Below are 15,187 nucleotides of genomic sequence, written 5' to 3' on the forward strand. Positions count from 1 at the left end.
CCGTCAGAGCAGGAAATGGAAGCCGAAGCCGAGGATCACGAAGCCGGCCGCCACGACCTGCGCCACGAAAAGCGGCTTCAGGCGCGCGCGTTGTGCAGCGTGGAAATCAGCCTTTTCGGCGCGGGACATGCGGTCACGCGCCTTGAACTGCTCTTGCAGGACGCGCGGATCATGGCTCGCGGCATCCCGCTCCAGATCCATCCGGACCGCGATAAAACCAATGATCAGGCCGAGGACGCCGAGGCCGAAGAAGCCGACAAGGCGCAACGCACCATAGAACACGCCAATGGCCAGCGCGGCGAGCACCGGAAAGACGATATAGTCCCACTTGGTGTAGCCCATTGGCCGATGATGCGCGAGACGGCCGAAGCCGTCCAGCCTCACCACATGTCGAGCGCGACCCTCGCCTCGTCGGACATGCGCGACTGGTCCCAGGGCGGGTCAAAGGTCATGTTGACCGTGACCGCGGCGACGCCAGGCACGGCGCCGACGGCGTTCTCGACCCAGCCCGGCATCTCGCCAGCGACCGGGCAGCCCGGCGCCGTCAGCGTCATGTCGATGGTGACCTGGCGGTCATCGGCGATGTCGACGCGGTAGATCAGGCCGAGCTCGTAGATGTCGGACGGGATCTCCGGATCGTAGACCGTCTTCAGGGCCGCGACGATGTCGTCGGTCAGCCTGTCGATCTCTTCCGGCGGAAGGCTGGAGGCCGCGCCCATGGTCGGGGCGTTCGGCTTGATCTCGTCGGCAACGGTGTCGGTCATGGCTTTACCAATCCTACTCAGGCGAACAGGCTCTCGGCCTTCTGCAGGGCTTCGACGAGCCTGTCGACCTCTTCCAGGGTGTTGTAGAGACCAAACGAGGCCCGGCAGGTTGACGTCACCCCATATCGTGTCAAAAGCGGCATGGCGCAATGGGTGCCGGCCCGAACGGCGACACCGGCGCGGTCGATCACGGTGGCGACGTCATGCGCATGCGCGCCCTTCAGTTCGAAGGCGACGATGGCGCCCTTCTGCCTCGCCTTGCCGAAGATGCGGATCGAATTCATCGCGCCGAGCCGCTCCATGGCATAGGCGCCGAGACGGGCCTCATGGGCTGCGATGTTCTCGCGCCCGAGCGCCATCATGTATTCGAGCGCGGCTCCCAGCCCCACCGCCTCGACGATGGCCGGCGTGCCGGATTCGAAGCGATGCGGCGGATCGTTATAGGTCACCGTATCCTCGGTGACGGTGACGATCATCTCGCCGCCGCCTTCATAGGGGGGCAGCTTGTCGAGCCATTCCCTGCGGCCCCAGAGAATGCCCGAGCCGGTCGGCCCATAGGTCTTGTGGCCGGTGAAGGCGTAGAAGTCGCAGCCGAGCGCCTGCACGTCGACCGGCAGGTGAACCGCACCCTGGCTGCCGTCGACGACGAGCGGGATGCCGTGCGAGCGGCAGATCGCGGCGACTTCGGCGATCGGAATGATCGTGCCGGTCGCGTTCGACATATGCGTCAGCGACACGACCTTGGTCCGGGCTGAGATCAGCTTCTCGAATTCCTCGATGAGGAAATTGCCGTCCTCGTCGATCGGCGCCCATTTGATCACGGCGCCATGGCGCTCGCGCCAATAGTGCCAAGGCACGATGTTGGAGTGGTGTTCGAGAATCGAGAGGATGATCTCGTCGCCCTCGCCGAGCTGGAGGTGGCGGCCGAGCGAGGAGGCGACGGTGTTCAGCGCGCCCGTCGAGGAGCGCGTGAAGACGATCTCTTCGAGATGCGCCGCATTGAGGAAGCGGCGCGCGCTTTCGCGAGCCGCCTCATAGGCTTCCGTCGAGGCGTTGGCGAGATAGTGCAAGCCGCGATGGACGTTGGAGTAGTTCTCCCGCATCAGCGTCGTCATCGCCTCGATGACGGCCTCCGGCTTCTGGGCGGAGGCCGCGTTGTCGAGATAGACCAGCGGCTTGCCGTAGACCTCCCGGCTGAGAATCGGGAAATCCTTGCGGATCGCCGCGACGTCGTAGGGCTTCGCCAGCGCGTTCATCGGTCAGGCCTTTCCAGGCGAGGCAGGAACCTTGTCGGCGACGAGCTCGCCGCCATGGCCCCAATCCTCGCGCTCGATCTCCTGGATCACGATATGGGTGTTCTGCGGGTTCTTGCCGAGCACGCGCACCAGCGTATCGGTGAATTCCTTGACGATCTCCGCCTTCTGCTGGCGGGTCGCGCCCTTGGTGATCTGGAGATTGACGTAAGGCATCAGACGGCACTCACCACGGAGGACGCTTCGCGCGCGCCGAGCCAGGCCTCGATCTCGCCCATCAGGAAGTCGCGCAGCGTCTCCTCCTGGACGAATTCGACCGCCTCGCCGGCGAAGGCCTGCAGCACCAGCGCCTCGGCCTGCGGGCGCGGCAGGCCGCGCGCCATCAGGTAGAAAAGCTGCTCGCCGTCGATCTGGGCGACGGTCGCACCATGGCCGCAGACGACGTCGTCGGCGAAAATCTCGAGTTCGGGCTTGTTGAACATGCTCGCGCCGTCGTTGAGCAGCAGCGCATTGCTCTTCATGCCGCCATCGGTCTTCTGGGCGTGCTGGCGCACGATGACCTTGCCCTGGAAGACGCCGGTGCCCTCGCCGCCGATGATCGACTTGAAAAGCTCACGGCTCGTGCCGTGCGGAACCTCGTGGTCCACGATCAGCGTGACGTCGGAATGCTCGGTCCCGCCGAGCAGGCTGACGCCGCGCAACCCGACCTCGCTGTGCTCGCCGGCATAGCGGACGAAATGCTGCTGGCGCAGCGTTCCGGCATTGCAGACGAGCGCGAAGGAATCGAACTTGGCCTGGGCGCCGACCGTCGCGAGCAGGCTCTGGACCTGCACCGTCTCCGGCGCATGGCGCGTGACCAGCCGGACATGCTGGATTTCGCTCTCGTCGCCGGTCTCGAAGACGATGGCGCCGTTGATCTGCGAGGCGGCGCGGCCTGCGCTTTCGCTGATCTCAACCACCGTCGCCTTGACGCCCTCGCCCGCCAGCACGACGGAGCGATGGAAGACCGCCTGTTCCTCCTCGCCGGAGGCGAGCGAGACGATGACGACCGGCTGGGCGAGTTCGACACCCGCAGCGATCTCGACGAAGACGCCGTCACGCATCAGGGCGGTGTTGAGCATCAGACCGGCATCGCCATCGGAGATCCCGGGACCGGACAGGACGCGGCCAATATCGTCGCGGCCGGCGACGAGCGCGTCAGCCAGGCTGTGGACTTCGAGCCCCTCCGGCAGGCCTTCCAGCGTCGAAAGCTCGGGCACGAAGGCGCCGTCGACGAGGACGAGGCGCACGCCGTCGAGCTTCAGGGCGGCGAGCCGGTCACGCACGCCTGCCGTAACGGCGGCAGCGCCGGCGAGCGGGGCGGCCTCGCGCAGCAGCGAGCGCAGGTCGGTATAGCGCCAGGTCTCCAGCCGGCGATGGGGCAGGCCCTTGGCCTCGAAGCCGGCGAAGGCGTCCTCGCGCAGCTTGCGCACCGGCAGCGCGCCCGGCAGCTCGGCCTTGGCGGCGGCGAACTGGGCGCTCAGCGCCTGTTCGGCTGCCGTCTTCAGCGGGGTGACGACGGACATCAGGCCGCCTCCCCATAGGAGGCGTAGCCGCTCTTCTCGAGCTCGAGCGCCAGCTCCTTGCCGCCGCTGCGCACGATCTTGCCCTTCGACATCACATGGACGGTGTCGGGCACGATATGGTCGAGCAGGCGCTGGTAGTGGGTGATGACCAGGAAGCCGCGGTTCTTGTCGCGCAGCGCGTTGACGCCTTCCGCGACGATGCGCAGCGCGTCGATGTCGAGGCCGGAATCGGTTTCGTCAAGGATGCACATGGAGGGTGAAAGCAGCGCCATCTGAAGGATTTCCATGCGCTTCTTCTCACCGCCCGAGAAGCCGACATTGAGCGGCCGGCGCAGCATGTCGCGGGCGATGCCGAGCTTGTCGGCGGCCGCATTGACGCGCTTGATGAAGTCCGGCGTCAGAAGCTCGTCCTCGCCGCGCGCCTTGCGCTGCGCGTTCATGGCCGCCTTCAGGAAGGTCATGGTGGCGACGCCGGGGATCTCCAGCGGATACTGGAAGGCAAGGAAAATGCCGGCGGCCGCGCGGGCATCGGCCTCCATCTCCAGCACGTTCTCGCCGTTGAGCAGGATCTCGCCGTCGAGGACCTCATAGTCCTCCTTGCCGGCGATGACATAGCTCAGTGTCGACTTGCCGGAGCCGTTCGGGCCCATGATGGCGGCGACCTCGCCGTCATTGACGGTGAGGTTGAGGCCGTTGAGGATCTGCTTGTCTTCGTCGGCGATCTTGACGACGAGATTACGAATTTCGAGCATTGGTTTCAGGTCCGGATTTCCGCCGCGTCATACTCGGCCCTGTGCCGAGCATCCACGACTTGAACGTTGAAAAGAAAGGCGCGGATGGTCGGGACAAGCCCGACCATGACGGCGCTCACCCCACGCTGCCTTCCAGCGAGATCGTGATCAGCTTCTGCGCCTCGACGGCGAATTCCATCGGGAGCTGCTGCAGCACCTCCTTGACGAAGCCGTTGACGATCAACGCCACCGCCTCCTCCTCGGAGAGGCCGCGCTGCTGGCAGTAGAACATCTGGTCCTCGCCGATTTTCGAGGTGGTGGCCTCGTGCTCGAAGATCGCCGTCGCGGTCTTGGCCTCGATGTACGGGATCGTGTGCGCGCCGCACTGGTCGCCGATCAGCAGCGAGTCGCAATTGGTGAAGTTGCGCGCACCGGTCGCCTTGCGGTGGGCCGAGACCATGCCGCGATAGGTCGAGTCGGATTTGCCGGCCGCGATGCCCTTGGCGATGATCTTCGAGGTCGTGTTCCTGCCGAGATGGATCATCTTGGTGCCGGAATCGACCTGCTGGGCCCCGTTCGACACCGCGATCGAGTAGAACTCGCCGCGCGAGCCATCGCCGCGCAGGATGCAGGACGGGTATTTCCAGGTGATCGCCGAGCCGGTTTCGACCTGCGTCCAGGAGATCTTCGAGTTCTTGCCACGGCAGTCGCCGCGCTTGGTGACGAAGTTGTAGATGCCGCCCTTGCCCTCGGCGTCGCCGGGGAACCAGTTCTGCACGGTGGAATACTTGATCTCGGCATCGTCGAGCGCGATCAGCTCGACCACGGCCGCATGGAGTTGGTTCTCGTCGCGCTTGGGCGCTGTGCAGCCTTCAAGATAGCTGACATAGGCGCCCTCGTCGGCGATGATCAGCGTGCGCTCGAACTGGCCGGTATTCTGCTCGTTGATGCGGAAATAGGTCGAGAGCTCCATCGGGCAGCGCACGCCCTTGGGGATATAGACGAAGGAGCCGTCGGTGAAGACGGCGCTGTTCAGCGTCGCGAAGTAGTTGTCGGTCACCGGCACGACGGTGGCGAGATACTTCTTCACCAGCTCGGGGTGCTCCTGGATCGCCTCGGAGATCGAGCAGAAGATCACGCCGGCCTGCGCCAGCTCCTTCTTGAAGGTCGTGACGACCGAAACGGAATCGAACACCGCATCGACCGCAACGCGGTTCTCAGGGGCGACGCCGGCCAGGATTTCCTGCTCGCTGAGCGGAATGCCGAGCTTCTTGTAGGTCTCCAGGATCGCCGGATCGACCTCGTCGAGCGACTTCGGCGAGGCGCCCTTCTTCGGCGCGGCGTAATAGTACAGGTCCTGATAGTCGATCGGCGGATACTGCACGCGCGACCAGGCCGGCTCCTTCATGGTCTTCCAGCGGCGGAAGGCGTCGAGGCGCCATTCGAGCATCCATGCCGGCTCGTTCTTGCGCGCGGAGATGTAGCGAACCGTATCCTCGGTCAGGCCCTTGGCGGGCTTGTCGACCTCCAGCTCCGTGACGAAGCCGTATTTGTACTCGGTCACGTCGATCGACTTGACCTGATCGATGGTCTCCTGGACCGCTGCCATGTCACTTCTCCAGTCGCGGGTTCAAGGCCCGCCGGTTTGGTCTTCGTAGTGCGGAAGCGCTTCAGGCGGCAGCCCGAGCGCTCCGATCGGGTTGGGCGGCCAGCGCTTTCGCATAGGCTGCCAGAAGCTGGTCGATCTCGGTTCCGGAAGTGGTCCATCCGAGCGAGGCCCGCAAGGCCCCTGCGCTCATGGCGGGGTCTACTCCCATGGCGGTCAGCACATGCGAGCGCTTGACCTTGCCGGACGAGCAGGCCGAACCCGAGGAGAGCGCGACGCCGGCGAGATCGAGCTTGATCAGCGTCGTCTCGGCGGTGAGGCCGGGCGTCGCGAAATTGCTGGTATTGGGCAGGCGCGGCGCGGCGCGGCCGAAGATGACCGTATCGGGCGACAACGCGAGCAGGCCCTCCTCCAGCTTGTCGCGCAGCGTGCCGAGACGCGCCGCTTCGGTCGAGAGCGCTTCTGACGCGATCGCTGCAGCCGCGCCGAAACCGACGATGCCCGGCACGTTCTCGGTCCCAGCGCGCCAGCCGCGCTCCTGCCCGCCGCCGCGCAAGGGCTTGTCGGCGAGTTCGAGCGCGCCGGTGCGAAAGACGATCGCGCCGATGCCCTTGGGTCCACCGATCTTGTGGGCAGAGATCGTCAGCACGTCGACGCCGAGCACCTCGATGTCGATCGCGATCTTGCCGGCCGCCTGGACGGCATCGCTGTGCAGCAGCGCCCCGAAGCGCCTGGTTATCGCGGAGACCGCGGCGATCGGCTGGATCACGCCGGTCTCGTTGTTGGCGAGATGGATCGAGACGAGCGCGCGAGCGCCGGGATGCTCGGACACGAAACGCGCCAGCCGGGCGGTGAGCCAGACGAGATCGACGATCCCGTCCGCATCGACCGGGATCGCCTCGGCTGCGGCCGCAGGGAAGCGATGGCCGTCGCGGACACAAGGGTGCTCGGTCGCGCTATGGAGCATGAGCGATGCCGGCGTACGGACGCAGTCGCGGCCGCCGTCGCAATCCATCAGCCCGGGCGAGAGGATCGTCGCGTTGGCCTCGGTCCCGCCGCTCGTAAAGACAATGTTGGACGCCTTGGTGCCGACCAGGGCCGCGACCTGCTCGCGGGCGCGCTCCAGCGCGGCGCGGGCCGCCCGGCCCTCGGCATGGACCGAAGAGGGATTGCCGGGCATCGCGAGCGCACGCGCCATCGCCTCCGCCACCTCGGGCCGCACCGGGGTGGTGGCGTTATGGTCGAGATAGGCGCGCGCTGACGCGATCACGATCCTGTTGCTCCCAAACTGCCCTCATGAAGGCGCCGGCACGAAATGCTTGAATTCGCACCCCTGCGCCGTGCTATAGCCGCCCGTCCGAACCGGCCTGGGCCGGGAGCAGCGGCAACGCCGAAGTGGCGACCTGCACGCCTGTTCCCGTCTTGTTCACGGCCGTTAGAACCATTCTAAGCGCTTGATGTAGGGCGCGAGCGGCGGGGCCGTCAAGGGCAACGGGGTGATCTGGCGGCATTATGCCGCCTTTTGGCCCGGCCTCATGGATCCCGACCCAACAAAAGGCGACGAGACGATGCCCGAGGTGATTTTCAACGGACCGGCCGGCCGGATCGAAGGCCGCTACCAGCCCGCCAAGAAGCGCGGCGCGCCGCTGGCCATCATCCTGCACCCACACCCGCAGTTCGGCGGGACGATGAACAACCAGATCGTCTACAACCTGTTCTACACCTTCGTGAATCGCGGCTTCTCGGCGCTGCGCTTCAATTTCCGCGGCGTCGGCCGCAGCCAGGGCCATTTCGACCATGGCGCGGGCGAACTGTCGGATGCGGCGGCGGCGCTGGACTGGATGCAGGCGCTGAACCCCGAGGCCAAGAGCTGCTGGATCACCGGCGTCTCCTTCGGCGCCTGGATCGGCATGCAGCTCCTGATGCGCCGTCCGGAGATCGAGGGCTTCCTGTCGATCGCGGCGATGGCCAACCGCTACGACTTCTCCTTCCTCGCGCCCTGCCCGTCCTCGGGCCTGTTCGTCCACGGCTCCGAGGATCGCGTCGCGCCGGTCAAGGAGGTGATGGCGGTGATCGAGAAAGTGAAGACCCAGAAGGGTATCCAGATCGAGCACACCGTCGTCGAAGGCGCCAACCACTTCTTCGACGGCAAGGTCGACGTGCTGATGGAGCAGGTCGGCGTCTATCTCGATCGTATGGTCGGGCCGGAGATCATCAAGAGCGAGCAGGAAAGCGTCTGAGCCTTGCTGCGCGGGCGTATCGCGTCATGCTCGGCCTTGTGCCGAGCATCCACGTCTTGAACACCGCGCTCGACCAACGAAGACGTGGATGGTCGGGACAAGCCCGACCATGACGACCGAAGCGTCGAACAATCGAGCCTTATCATGACCACCTACAAGTCCGACTTCCTGCGCGTGCTCGACGAGCGCGGCCTCATCCATCAGGTCTCCGATCCGGAAGGCCTCGATACGCTGTGTAGGCAGGGCATCCAGACGGCCTATGTCGGCTATGATGCGACCGCGACCTCGATACATATCGGCAACCTGATCTCGCTGACCATGCTCTATTGGTTCCAGGAGACGGGCCATCGCCCGATCACGCTAATGGGCGGCGGCACCTCCATGGTCGGCGACCCCTCCTTCCGCGACGACCAGCGCAAGCTGCTCACGGTCGAGGAGATCGCCACCAATATCGAGAGCATCAAGCGGGTCTTCGGACGCATCCTGCGCTATGGTGACGGGCCGACCGACGCGATGATGGCCAACAATGCCGATTGGCTGCTGAAGCTCAACTATGTCGAGTTCCTGCGCGAGGTCGGCCGGCATTTCTCGGTCAACCGCATGCTGTCATTCGATTCGGTGAAGCTGAGGCTCGATCGCGAGCAGTCGCTGTCCTTCCTCGAATTCAACTACATGATCATGCAGGGCTACGACTTCGTCGAGCTGAACCGGCGCTATGGCTGCCGGCTGCAGATGGGCGGCTCCGACCAGTGGGGCAACATCATCAACGGCGTCGACCTCTCGCACCGCATGGGCGGCCCTCAGCTCTACTGCGTGACGACGCCGCTGCTGACGACCTCCTCCGGCGCCAAGATGGGCAAGACGGCCAACGGCGCGGTCTGGCTCAATGCCGACGTCTTCAGCCCCTATGATTTCTGGCAGTATTTCCGCAACACCGAGGACGCCGACGTCGGCCGTTTTCTCAAGGTTTTCACCCGGCTGCCGCTGGAAGAGATCTCGAGGCTGGCCGCACTCGGCGGCGCCGAGCTGAACGAGGCGAAGAAGGTCCTCGCCACCGAGATCACGGCGATCGTCCATGGCCGCGAGGCGGCCGAGGCCGCGGCCGAGACGGCGCGCAAGACCTTCGAGGAGGGTTCGCTGGCCGCGGACCTGCCGAGCGTTGCGATCGCGCGGAGCGAGATCGAGCCGGGGCTGGGTGTGTTGACGGCCTTCGTCAAGGCCGGCCTGGTTCCGTCCACCGGCGAGGCGCGACGCCAGGTGAAGGCGGGCGGATTGCGCGTCAACGACGCCGCGGTGACGGACGAGCGCGCCTCGCTCGGCCTCGGAGATCTGTCATCCGAAGGCGTGATCAAGCTTTCCTTCGGCAAGAAAAAGCACGTCTTGCTGCGCCCGGAGTAACAGGCCTCAGCGCGTCGGCGGTTGCACCGGCTGCTGTGTGGGCGAGCCGCCGAGCGGATCGACGAAACGGCGCAGGATACCGGGCGCGATCGCGGAGAGCGGGTTGATCGTCATGGTCGGCGCGCTCGCGGCGCCCGCGATCCGGAAATTGACGGCGAAGAGCCCGCCATACTGGCTGCCGCCGCCGAGCAGCGCGCCAACCACCGGAACCTGGGCGAAGGCGTTGTTGAAGGCGTAGCCCGGCACGAAGGTGCCGCCGATGTCGACCCGGTCGCGGCCATAGTCGACATTGCCCTGCAGCGTGAAACCGACCTGCTGCCCCCAGATCACCATGTCGGAGACGTCGAGGCGGCTGGCCGAGCGGGTGAACTCGGCCCGCAGCTTGATGAAGGCCACCTCGCTGACATTGATCGGGGCCAGCGGCGCCGACGTGCCGCCGGCGCGGTCACCCGCGAGGGCCTGGGCCGATTGCTCGCCGACGACACGGCGCAAGGCCGGCTCGTCACGGACGACGAAGTTACGGAACAGCAGCTCCCCGCTTTGGCGCGTATCACCGGGTCCGAGGTTCAGGATGAGATCGCCGCCATAAGCCCGGCGATAGAGGTCGACGAAACGCAACAGAGCGCCGCCATTCTCCGATTGTACGAGCAGAGGCGCGTTTGCGCTGGCCTGTTTCGCGATGACGTCTGCCCGGCCGATCCGGCCCTGGAAGGCAATGCTGCGCGGCTCCCCGCCGCGCTTGGACATCTTCAGCGTGGCGTTGGTGATCGCCTCGTTGTTGAAGCCGGTCAGGATCGGCACATCGAGGTCGACATCGACGTCGCCCCGCCCGCCCTGCTTGTCGCCGCGGGCGGTAGACGGGCCGGAGGCCTGCTGGATGTCCCGGATGAAAGGCCTGACGTCGGCGACCGCGCCGCGGACGACCAGCTTCGTAACGCCGCCGTCGCGCTTCGCGTCGACCTTGAGGTTGTCGCCGGCCGATAGCCGAAACTGCGACAGGCTCGCGCTCTCGAAGCCGTTCTGGCGGTTCAACTCGACCTTGCCGCGGATCAAAATCGGATTGGATTCGAAGACCAGATCGTCGAGGTCGGGTCCGTCGGAATCGGCGATATAGTTGAAAGTCAGCTTGGCGGCTCGCCCGGCCGGCTTGTTCAAGCCCGGGATGACGCCTTCGAGGGACGCCTTGGTCAGGTCGTTCTCGACGCGCGGCGGCGCATCCACACCTTTGCCAAGCGCCTTCGTCACCCGTAGCTGGACAGGGCCGTTGATGCCTGCCTCGGGGCCCAGCCCGCGCTTCTGGCGCGCCGCGTTGTCGAGCGTCATCGACAGGATCGCCTCGCCCTTGCCACGCGCATCCTGCCGGATCTCGACCTGGGCCTTGTCGCCGCCGATGCGGGCCTCGCCGCGCAGCTGGATGCCGTTGCGATCGGCATTGACCGTCAGATTGCCGCCGTCGAGCTTCTCGGTGCCGAGCAGCGTGTCGGAGGCGACGCCGGTCAGCGTGCCCGTGCTGGTGACGACGATCTCGCCCGGCTGCGGATCGTCGACCAAAGCCAGATTGACGACGTTTCTGAGGTCGCTGCTGCCGCGCAGGCTGGCCGGGTCGATCGCGCCCGGCGAGAACTCTTTCAATGCCGGAAAGGCGAACAGCGCCGTCAGCGCCTCCATCGAGCCGGTGGTGCGGAAGGCGGCGCGCGCGGGAGCACGCTTCAGCCATGTCTCGGGAATGTCGAAGGTGCCTTCGCTGAGCTGGAGCTGCCTGCCATTGCCGAGATCGGCCGTCGCCTTGCCGATCGTGAGCTTGACGGTCCGCCCCGTCGTCCTGCCGGAGATGCTGGCGTCGATCAGAGGCGGCAGGCCGGGGCCGGGCAGGAAGCGCACCTGCGAGGCCTCGACGACGACGGACAGCGCGCCGTCTGGAATGCCCGCGCCCTGCATCAGGCGGGCATGATCCTCGGCGGGCAGGTCCATGTCGACACGCAGCGAGGCGAGACGGCCGCTGATGAACTGGCGCGAGAGCGAGCCGTGGACGTCCGGCGAGGTCCAACGCGGCCATAGCGCTAGGGCGGCACGGGGATCGGATTCCGTCGCCGTGATCGAGAAGCGCTGCAGCGGCGAGGCGCCGACCTGCTGCACCAGCCCATTCCCTTCGACATGAATCGCCGGCCCATGCACCGACATCGATTCGATCAGGGCCTCGCTGGTGCGCGGATCGATCCGCAATTCGGCCTTGAGGGCATCGATCATGACCGGAGGATCGGAATCGACCCCCGCCAGCTGGCCTGCGGCCTGGAAACTGGTTCGCCAGGCGCCGCCATCGGCGCGCAGGGCGCCGGTGCCCCTCAGCTGCGTCGCCCCTGCCTTGAGTACGAGCGATCGCACCTCGATGGTCGAAAGATCACCGCTGCTGGCGATCTCGATATGAGCGGCGTCCACGGCGATCGGCGGCACGGGACTGTCCGGAAAGCGGATGGTTCCGGGCAGCACGTCGATCCGCGCCTCGATCGCCTTGCTGCCGTCGGGCGCCTGGCGGAGGCTCGCCTTGCCCCGCACCGGCAGGCCTTCGATCGAGACCCCCCCGGTGCCGAGAGCGAGCGCGACCGCTTCAGCGGGCTCGAAGCGGACGATGTCGATGTCGGCCCGCTGCGTGCCGTCGGCCGCGCTCGTCAGGTCGATCGCGAGTTCCTTCCAGCGCTGGCCGGTCCGGCCCTTGATCGTCAGGCGCGTGCCGCGCTCTCCGGTCCGCGTCAGGCGGATCTCGACATCCTCGAGGCCGACCTTCTGGCGGCCATCCGGATCGACGAGGGACAGACGCGCGCCGTTCATGCCGGCGGTTTCCAAGGCGCCAAGCAGGCCGTCGCCCTGCGCCAGCGTGGAGACGGCCGCCATGATGCCGGTGAAGGCGTTCCACTGGGCCGTGTCGGGCAGCGTCGCGGGCGGCGGAGCCTCCGCCGGGGCCGAATCGGCGTTGACCTGCAGGGCGCCGTCCTTGGTGACGCCGAGGCGGACATTGACACCGCGCAGATCGACCGAGGTCAGCCGGATGTCGCCGCGCAGCAGCGCCATAGGCTCGTAGCCGAGAACCGCCTCCGGCGCCCTGATGGCAGCGCCGCTCTTGTGGCGGAAGGAGACCTGCCGCACTCGCAGCTGCGAATGCCCGTCGATGCGCCCGAGTTCGGCGGCGGCGGCCTCGACGGTCCAGTCACGCCCGAGACGCTCCTCGATCGCGGCGGCGATGCGGCCTTCCAGCCCCGAGAGCGGCACCATGCCGGTGACCAGCAGCATCGCGGCCGCGCCTGCCAGCGTCAGCACCGCGACGACGACCGCAACCGCGATGGTGACGAGCCCCGCCTTGGCGCGCCGCGTCACCTCGGCCACGTCGCAATCCGCAGCCGGCGTCGCGATCGGTGCCGAAGCAGCCTCCGGCCTGTTCGCGTCCTGGTCCAGCAAAGCCTTCTGCGTCCTCTCGGCCAAATCTTCCGCTTCGGGTTCGACGGCTTATCGCTGCATTGGTCGGCGCCATCCTTCGAGGCGCATAGTCTGTCGATGCAGCCGAGCCAGGCGATTCGGCAAGATGCGGCTTGGCTCGGCCCAACCGCATTCTATCATCGCTGATGAACCCGCGCTGGCCCATGCAGGGCGAAGGCGACGAAAGGAAGGCAAATCAATGGCTTTGCAAGATGGTGATCCGGCTCCCGATTTCACGCTCGGGCGCGATGGCGGCGGCACGCTGTCGCTGGCGGACTTCAAGGGGCGCAAGCTCGTGCTCTACGCCTATCCCAAGGACGACACGCCGGGCTGCACGCAGGAGGCGATCGCCTTCAATCGCCTGCGCGGGCAATTCGCCGCCGCGGACACCGAAATCGTCGGAATTTCACCCGATCCGGTCAAGCGCCACGACAAGTTCAAGGCCAAGCACGGGCTCGATTTTCCGCTGGTGGCGGACGAGCAGCAGAATACGCTGCAGGCCTATGGCATCTGGGTCGAGAAGAGCATGTATGGCCGCACCTATATGGGGGTCGAGCGAACGACCTTCCTGATCGACGGCGACGGCAAAATCGCGCGGATCTGGCGCAAGGTGAAGGTGGCCGGGCATGCGGAAGAGGTCCTGGCGGCGGCCAAGGATCTTTAACCGACCCGATCGCCGATTTGCGAAAGATTAACCTTAACAAGCTCTAGTGAGGCATCGGCAGCGTAACTTTCCGGTCCCGCGTAAATGACTCACTCCGCTTCGACAGGCCCCGCCCTCCCGGTCACCGGCCTGCTCACGCACAAGACCTACACCATCCGTCGCTCGACGCTGCTCGCAGGCCTCGCCCTGCTGGCTTTGACCACCGCCGGCAGCGGCGCGGCAGGCTGGTACATCCTCAGCAAGGATGACCTCGCCGCACGGCTGATAGCCCGCGAGACGACGCGGCAATATGCCTATGAGGACCGGATCACGGCGCTACGCGCCGATGTCGACCGTCTCGCCAGCCGCGCCCTGCTCGACCAGGATGGCGTCGAGGCCCGCGTCGATGAACTGGCGACGCGGCAGGCCGAGCTGGAATCGCGGCAGTCGCTGGTGACCGCGCTCGCCGACACGCTCCAGGCCGGCGGCATCGTCACCGCGCCCAAGGCACCGCTGCGGCCCCGCATGATCAAGCCGGACGAGCCGATCCGGGCGTCGGGCGTCACCAGCTTCGCGCCGATCATGCCGACGAAGCCGACCCCGGCGTTTGACTCGCCTGCCCTGCGCGGCGCGAGCGAGAACCAGAATGCGCCCTGGAAATCGGGCGAGGCCGAGGCTCAGCCCCCGGCACAGCGCGTCGAGGCCGCGCTCACGAGGCTCGATCGCGCCATCGCCAACACCTCGGGCGCGCAGCTCGCGGCGCTCAGGGAGATGGATGAATCGCTTGCCGACTCACAGAAGCGGCTGCGGGGCGCCCTGTCCGAAACCGGGCTCGACACCGACAGGATGGCGGCGCAGAGCGGCATCGCCAAGGGCGTCGGCGGCCCCTTCGTCCCTTTCAAGATCGACGCTTCCGCCGGTCCCTTCGAGGCGGCGCTGAGCGCGCTGCAGCCGCGCATCTCGGCGGTGATGCGGCTGCGCGGCCTCGTCGAGCAGTTGCCGCTCGCCAAGCCGATGGCGGGCGACGCCGATTTCACCTCGAACTACGGCTATCGCGTCGATCCGTTCACGCGCGGTCCTGCCATGCATACCGGCGTCGATTTCAGGGCCGAGACCGGCTCGCCGATCCGCGCCACGGCGCCGGGCAAGGTCATCACCGCCGAATATTCCGGCGGATACGGCAATATGGTCGAGATCGAGCACGCCAACGGCATCACCACGCGCTACGCCCATATGTCGACGATCCTCGCCTCGGTCGGCCAGAGCGTGACGACCGGAACCGTCGTCGGCCGCGTCGGCACCACCGGCCGCTCGACCGGTCCGCATCTCCACTACGAGACCCGCATCAACGACGAGCCGGTCGATCCGACCCGCTTCCTGCGCGCCGGCAGCAAGCTCGCCACGCTACGCTGAGCCGGCGCCGCCGACGGTTCTCAGAGGCTTTCCCCGCCGCAGACGCCGAGAAACCTTGCAAGGCGCCGCCCGCTTGCCTATCGCTCGCGCGAACGGAAATCGAAGG

At 66.5% G+C, this 15,187-nt stretch carries 13 protein-coding genes; 4 read left to right on the forward strand and 9 right to left on the reverse strand.

The genetic code is table 11. The features are described 5' to 3' along the window. Positions 1–3: 3 nt before the first annotated feature. The 8 genes from AC1RMY_RS09760 to AC1RMY_RS09795 form a co-directional block, all read right to left on the reverse strand. Positions 4–306, reverse strand: a complete 303-nt coding sequence (locus AC1RMY_RS09760) for a hypothetical protein (RefSeq protein ID WP_492863869.1) — start codon at positions 304–306, stop codon at positions 4–6. A 74-nt stretch (positions 307–380) separates the two neighbouring features. Further along, entirely contained in the window at positions 381–719 is a 339-nt protein-coding gene (locus AC1RMY_RS09765; protein ID WP_492864443.1) for an SUF system Fe-S cluster assembly protein, read from the reverse strand. Positions 720–781: 62 nt separating this feature from the next. Then, on the reverse strand, positions 782–2,020 hold the full coding sequence (locus tag AC1RMY_RS09770) for a cysteine desulfurase (RefSeq protein ID WP_492863871.1): 1,239 nt from the start codon (positions 2,018–2,020) through the stop codon (positions 782–784). Positions 2,021–2,023: 3 nt separating this feature from the next. Beyond that, a complete protein-coding gene (locus tag AC1RMY_RS09775) occupies positions 2,024–2,233 on the reverse strand; it encodes a tautomerase family protein (RefSeq protein WP_492863873.1) in 210 nt (69 codons plus the stop codon). Continuing rightward, a complete protein-coding gene (gene sufD / locus AC1RMY_RS09780; protein WP_492863874.1) occupies positions 2,233–3,582 on the reverse strand; it encodes a Fe-S cluster assembly protein SufD in 1,350 nt (449 codons plus the stop codon). The genes AC1RMY_RS09775 and sufD overlap by 1 nt, the downstream gene beginning before the upstream one ends. Further along, positions 3,582–4,334, reverse strand: coding sequence for a Fe-S cluster assembly ATPase SufC (gene sufC / locus AC1RMY_RS09785; RefSeq protein WP_492863876.1), 753 nt, complete (start codon positions 4,332–4,334; stop codon positions 3,582–3,584). The genes sufD and sufC overlap by 1 nt, the downstream gene beginning before the upstream one ends. Positions 4,335–4,449: 115 nt before the next feature. Continuing rightward, the gene (sufB, locus tag AC1RMY_RS09790) at positions 4,450–5,922 is read right to left on the reverse strand and encodes a Fe-S cluster assembly protein SufB (protein ID WP_492863878.1); all 1,473 of its coding nucleotides are present in this window, start codon (positions 5,920–5,922) and stop codon (positions 4,450–4,452) included. A 61-nt stretch (positions 5,923–5,983) separates the two neighbouring features. Next, positions 5,984–7,189 carry a cysteine desulfurase family protein gene (locus tag AC1RMY_RS09795; protein WP_492863880.1) on the reverse strand — a complete coding sequence of 402 codons (1,206 nt, stop codon included), beginning with the start codon at positions 7,187–7,189 and terminating at the stop codon, positions 5,984–5,986. Between the two features lie 298 nt (positions 7,190–7,487). On the opposite strand from AC1RMY_RS09795, the gene AC1RMY_RS09800 reads away from it, so the two are divergent. Next, a complete protein-coding gene (locus AC1RMY_RS09800) occupies positions 7,488–8,159 on the forward strand; it encodes an alpha/beta hydrolase (RefSeq protein WP_420101549.1) in 672 nt (223 codons plus the stop codon). 144 nt (positions 8,160–8,303) lie between these two features. Continuing rightward, positions 8,304–9,557 carry a tyrosine--tRNA ligase gene (gene tyrS, locus AC1RMY_RS09805; RefSeq protein ID WP_492863882.1) on the forward strand — a complete coding sequence of 418 codons (1,254 nt, stop codon included), beginning with the start codon at positions 8,304–8,306 and terminating at the stop codon, positions 9,555–9,557. A gap of 6 nt (positions 9,558–9,563) precedes the next feature. Here tyrS and AC1RMY_RS09810 read toward each other — a convergent pair whose 3' ends face one another. Further along, positions 9,564–12,935 (reverse strand): hypothetical protein, encoded by a 3,372-nt coding sequence (locus AC1RMY_RS09810; RefSeq protein ID WP_492863884.1) that lies wholly within the window; start codon positions 12,933–12,935, stop codon positions 9,564–9,566. Positions 12,936–13,224: 289 nt separating this feature from the next. Here AC1RMY_RS09810 and AC1RMY_RS09815 point away from each other — a divergent pair, with 289 nt between their 5' ends. Together AC1RMY_RS09815 and AC1RMY_RS09820 are read left to right on the forward strand one after the other, a co-directional pair. Beyond that, complete coding sequence (locus AC1RMY_RS09815) at positions 13,225–13,689, forward strand: peroxiredoxin (RefSeq protein WP_492863885.1); 465 nt, start codon at positions 13,225–13,227, stop codon at positions 13,687–13,689. An 84-nt stretch (positions 13,690–13,773) separates the two neighbouring features. Beyond that, the gene (locus AC1RMY_RS09820; RefSeq protein ID WP_492863887.1) at positions 13,774–15,081 is read left to right on the forward strand and encodes a M23 family metallopeptidase; all 1,308 of its coding nucleotides are present in this window, start codon (positions 13,774–13,776) and stop codon (positions 15,079–15,081) included. The last annotated feature ends 106 nt before the right edge of the window (positions 15,082–15,187 follow it).

This window comes from Allobosea sp. GW822-FHT03F07, assembly GCF_058801345.1.

Excerpts from the sequence above, each read along its gene's own strand:
- AC1RMY_RS09815 (WP_492863885.1), top strand. The coding sequence starts at position 13,225 with ATGGCTTTGCAAGATGGTGATCCGGCTCCCGATTTCACGCTCGGGCGC.
- AC1RMY_RS09765 (WP_492864443.1), bottom strand. The coding sequence starts at position 719 with ATGGGCGCGGCCTCCAGCCTTCCGCCGGAAGAGATCGACAGGCTGACC.
- AC1RMY_RS09820 (WP_492863887.1), top strand. The coding sequence starts at position 13,774 with ATGACTCACTCCGCTTCGACAGGCCCCGCCCTCCCGGTCACCGGCCTG.
- AC1RMY_RS09775 (WP_492863873.1), bottom strand. The coding sequence starts at position 2,233 with ATGCCTTACGTCAATCTCCAGATCACCAAGGGCGCGACCCGCCAGCAG.
- sufD (WP_492863874.1), bottom strand. The coding sequence starts at position 3,582 with ATGTCCGTCGTCACCCCGCTGAAGACGGCAGCCGAACAGGCGCTGAGC.
- tyrS (WP_492863882.1), top strand. The coding sequence starts at position 8,304 with ATGACCACCTACAAGTCCGACTTCCTGCGCGTGCTCGACGAGCGCGGC.
- sufC (WP_492863876.1), bottom strand. The coding sequence starts at position 4,334 with ATGCTCGAAATTCGTAATCTCGTCGTCAAGATCGCCGACGAAGACAAG.
- AC1RMY_RS09800 (WP_420101549.1), top strand. The coding sequence starts at position 7,488 with ATGCCCGAGGTGATTTTCAACGGACCGGCCGGCCGGATCGAAGGCCGC.
- AC1RMY_RS09770 (WP_492863871.1), bottom strand. The coding sequence starts at position 2,020 with ATGAACGCGCTGGCGAAGCCCTACGACGTCGCGGCGATCCGCAAGGAT.
- sufB (WP_492863878.1), bottom strand. The coding sequence starts at position 5,922 with ATGGCAGCGGTCCAGGAGACCATCGATCAGGTCAAGTCGATCGACGTG.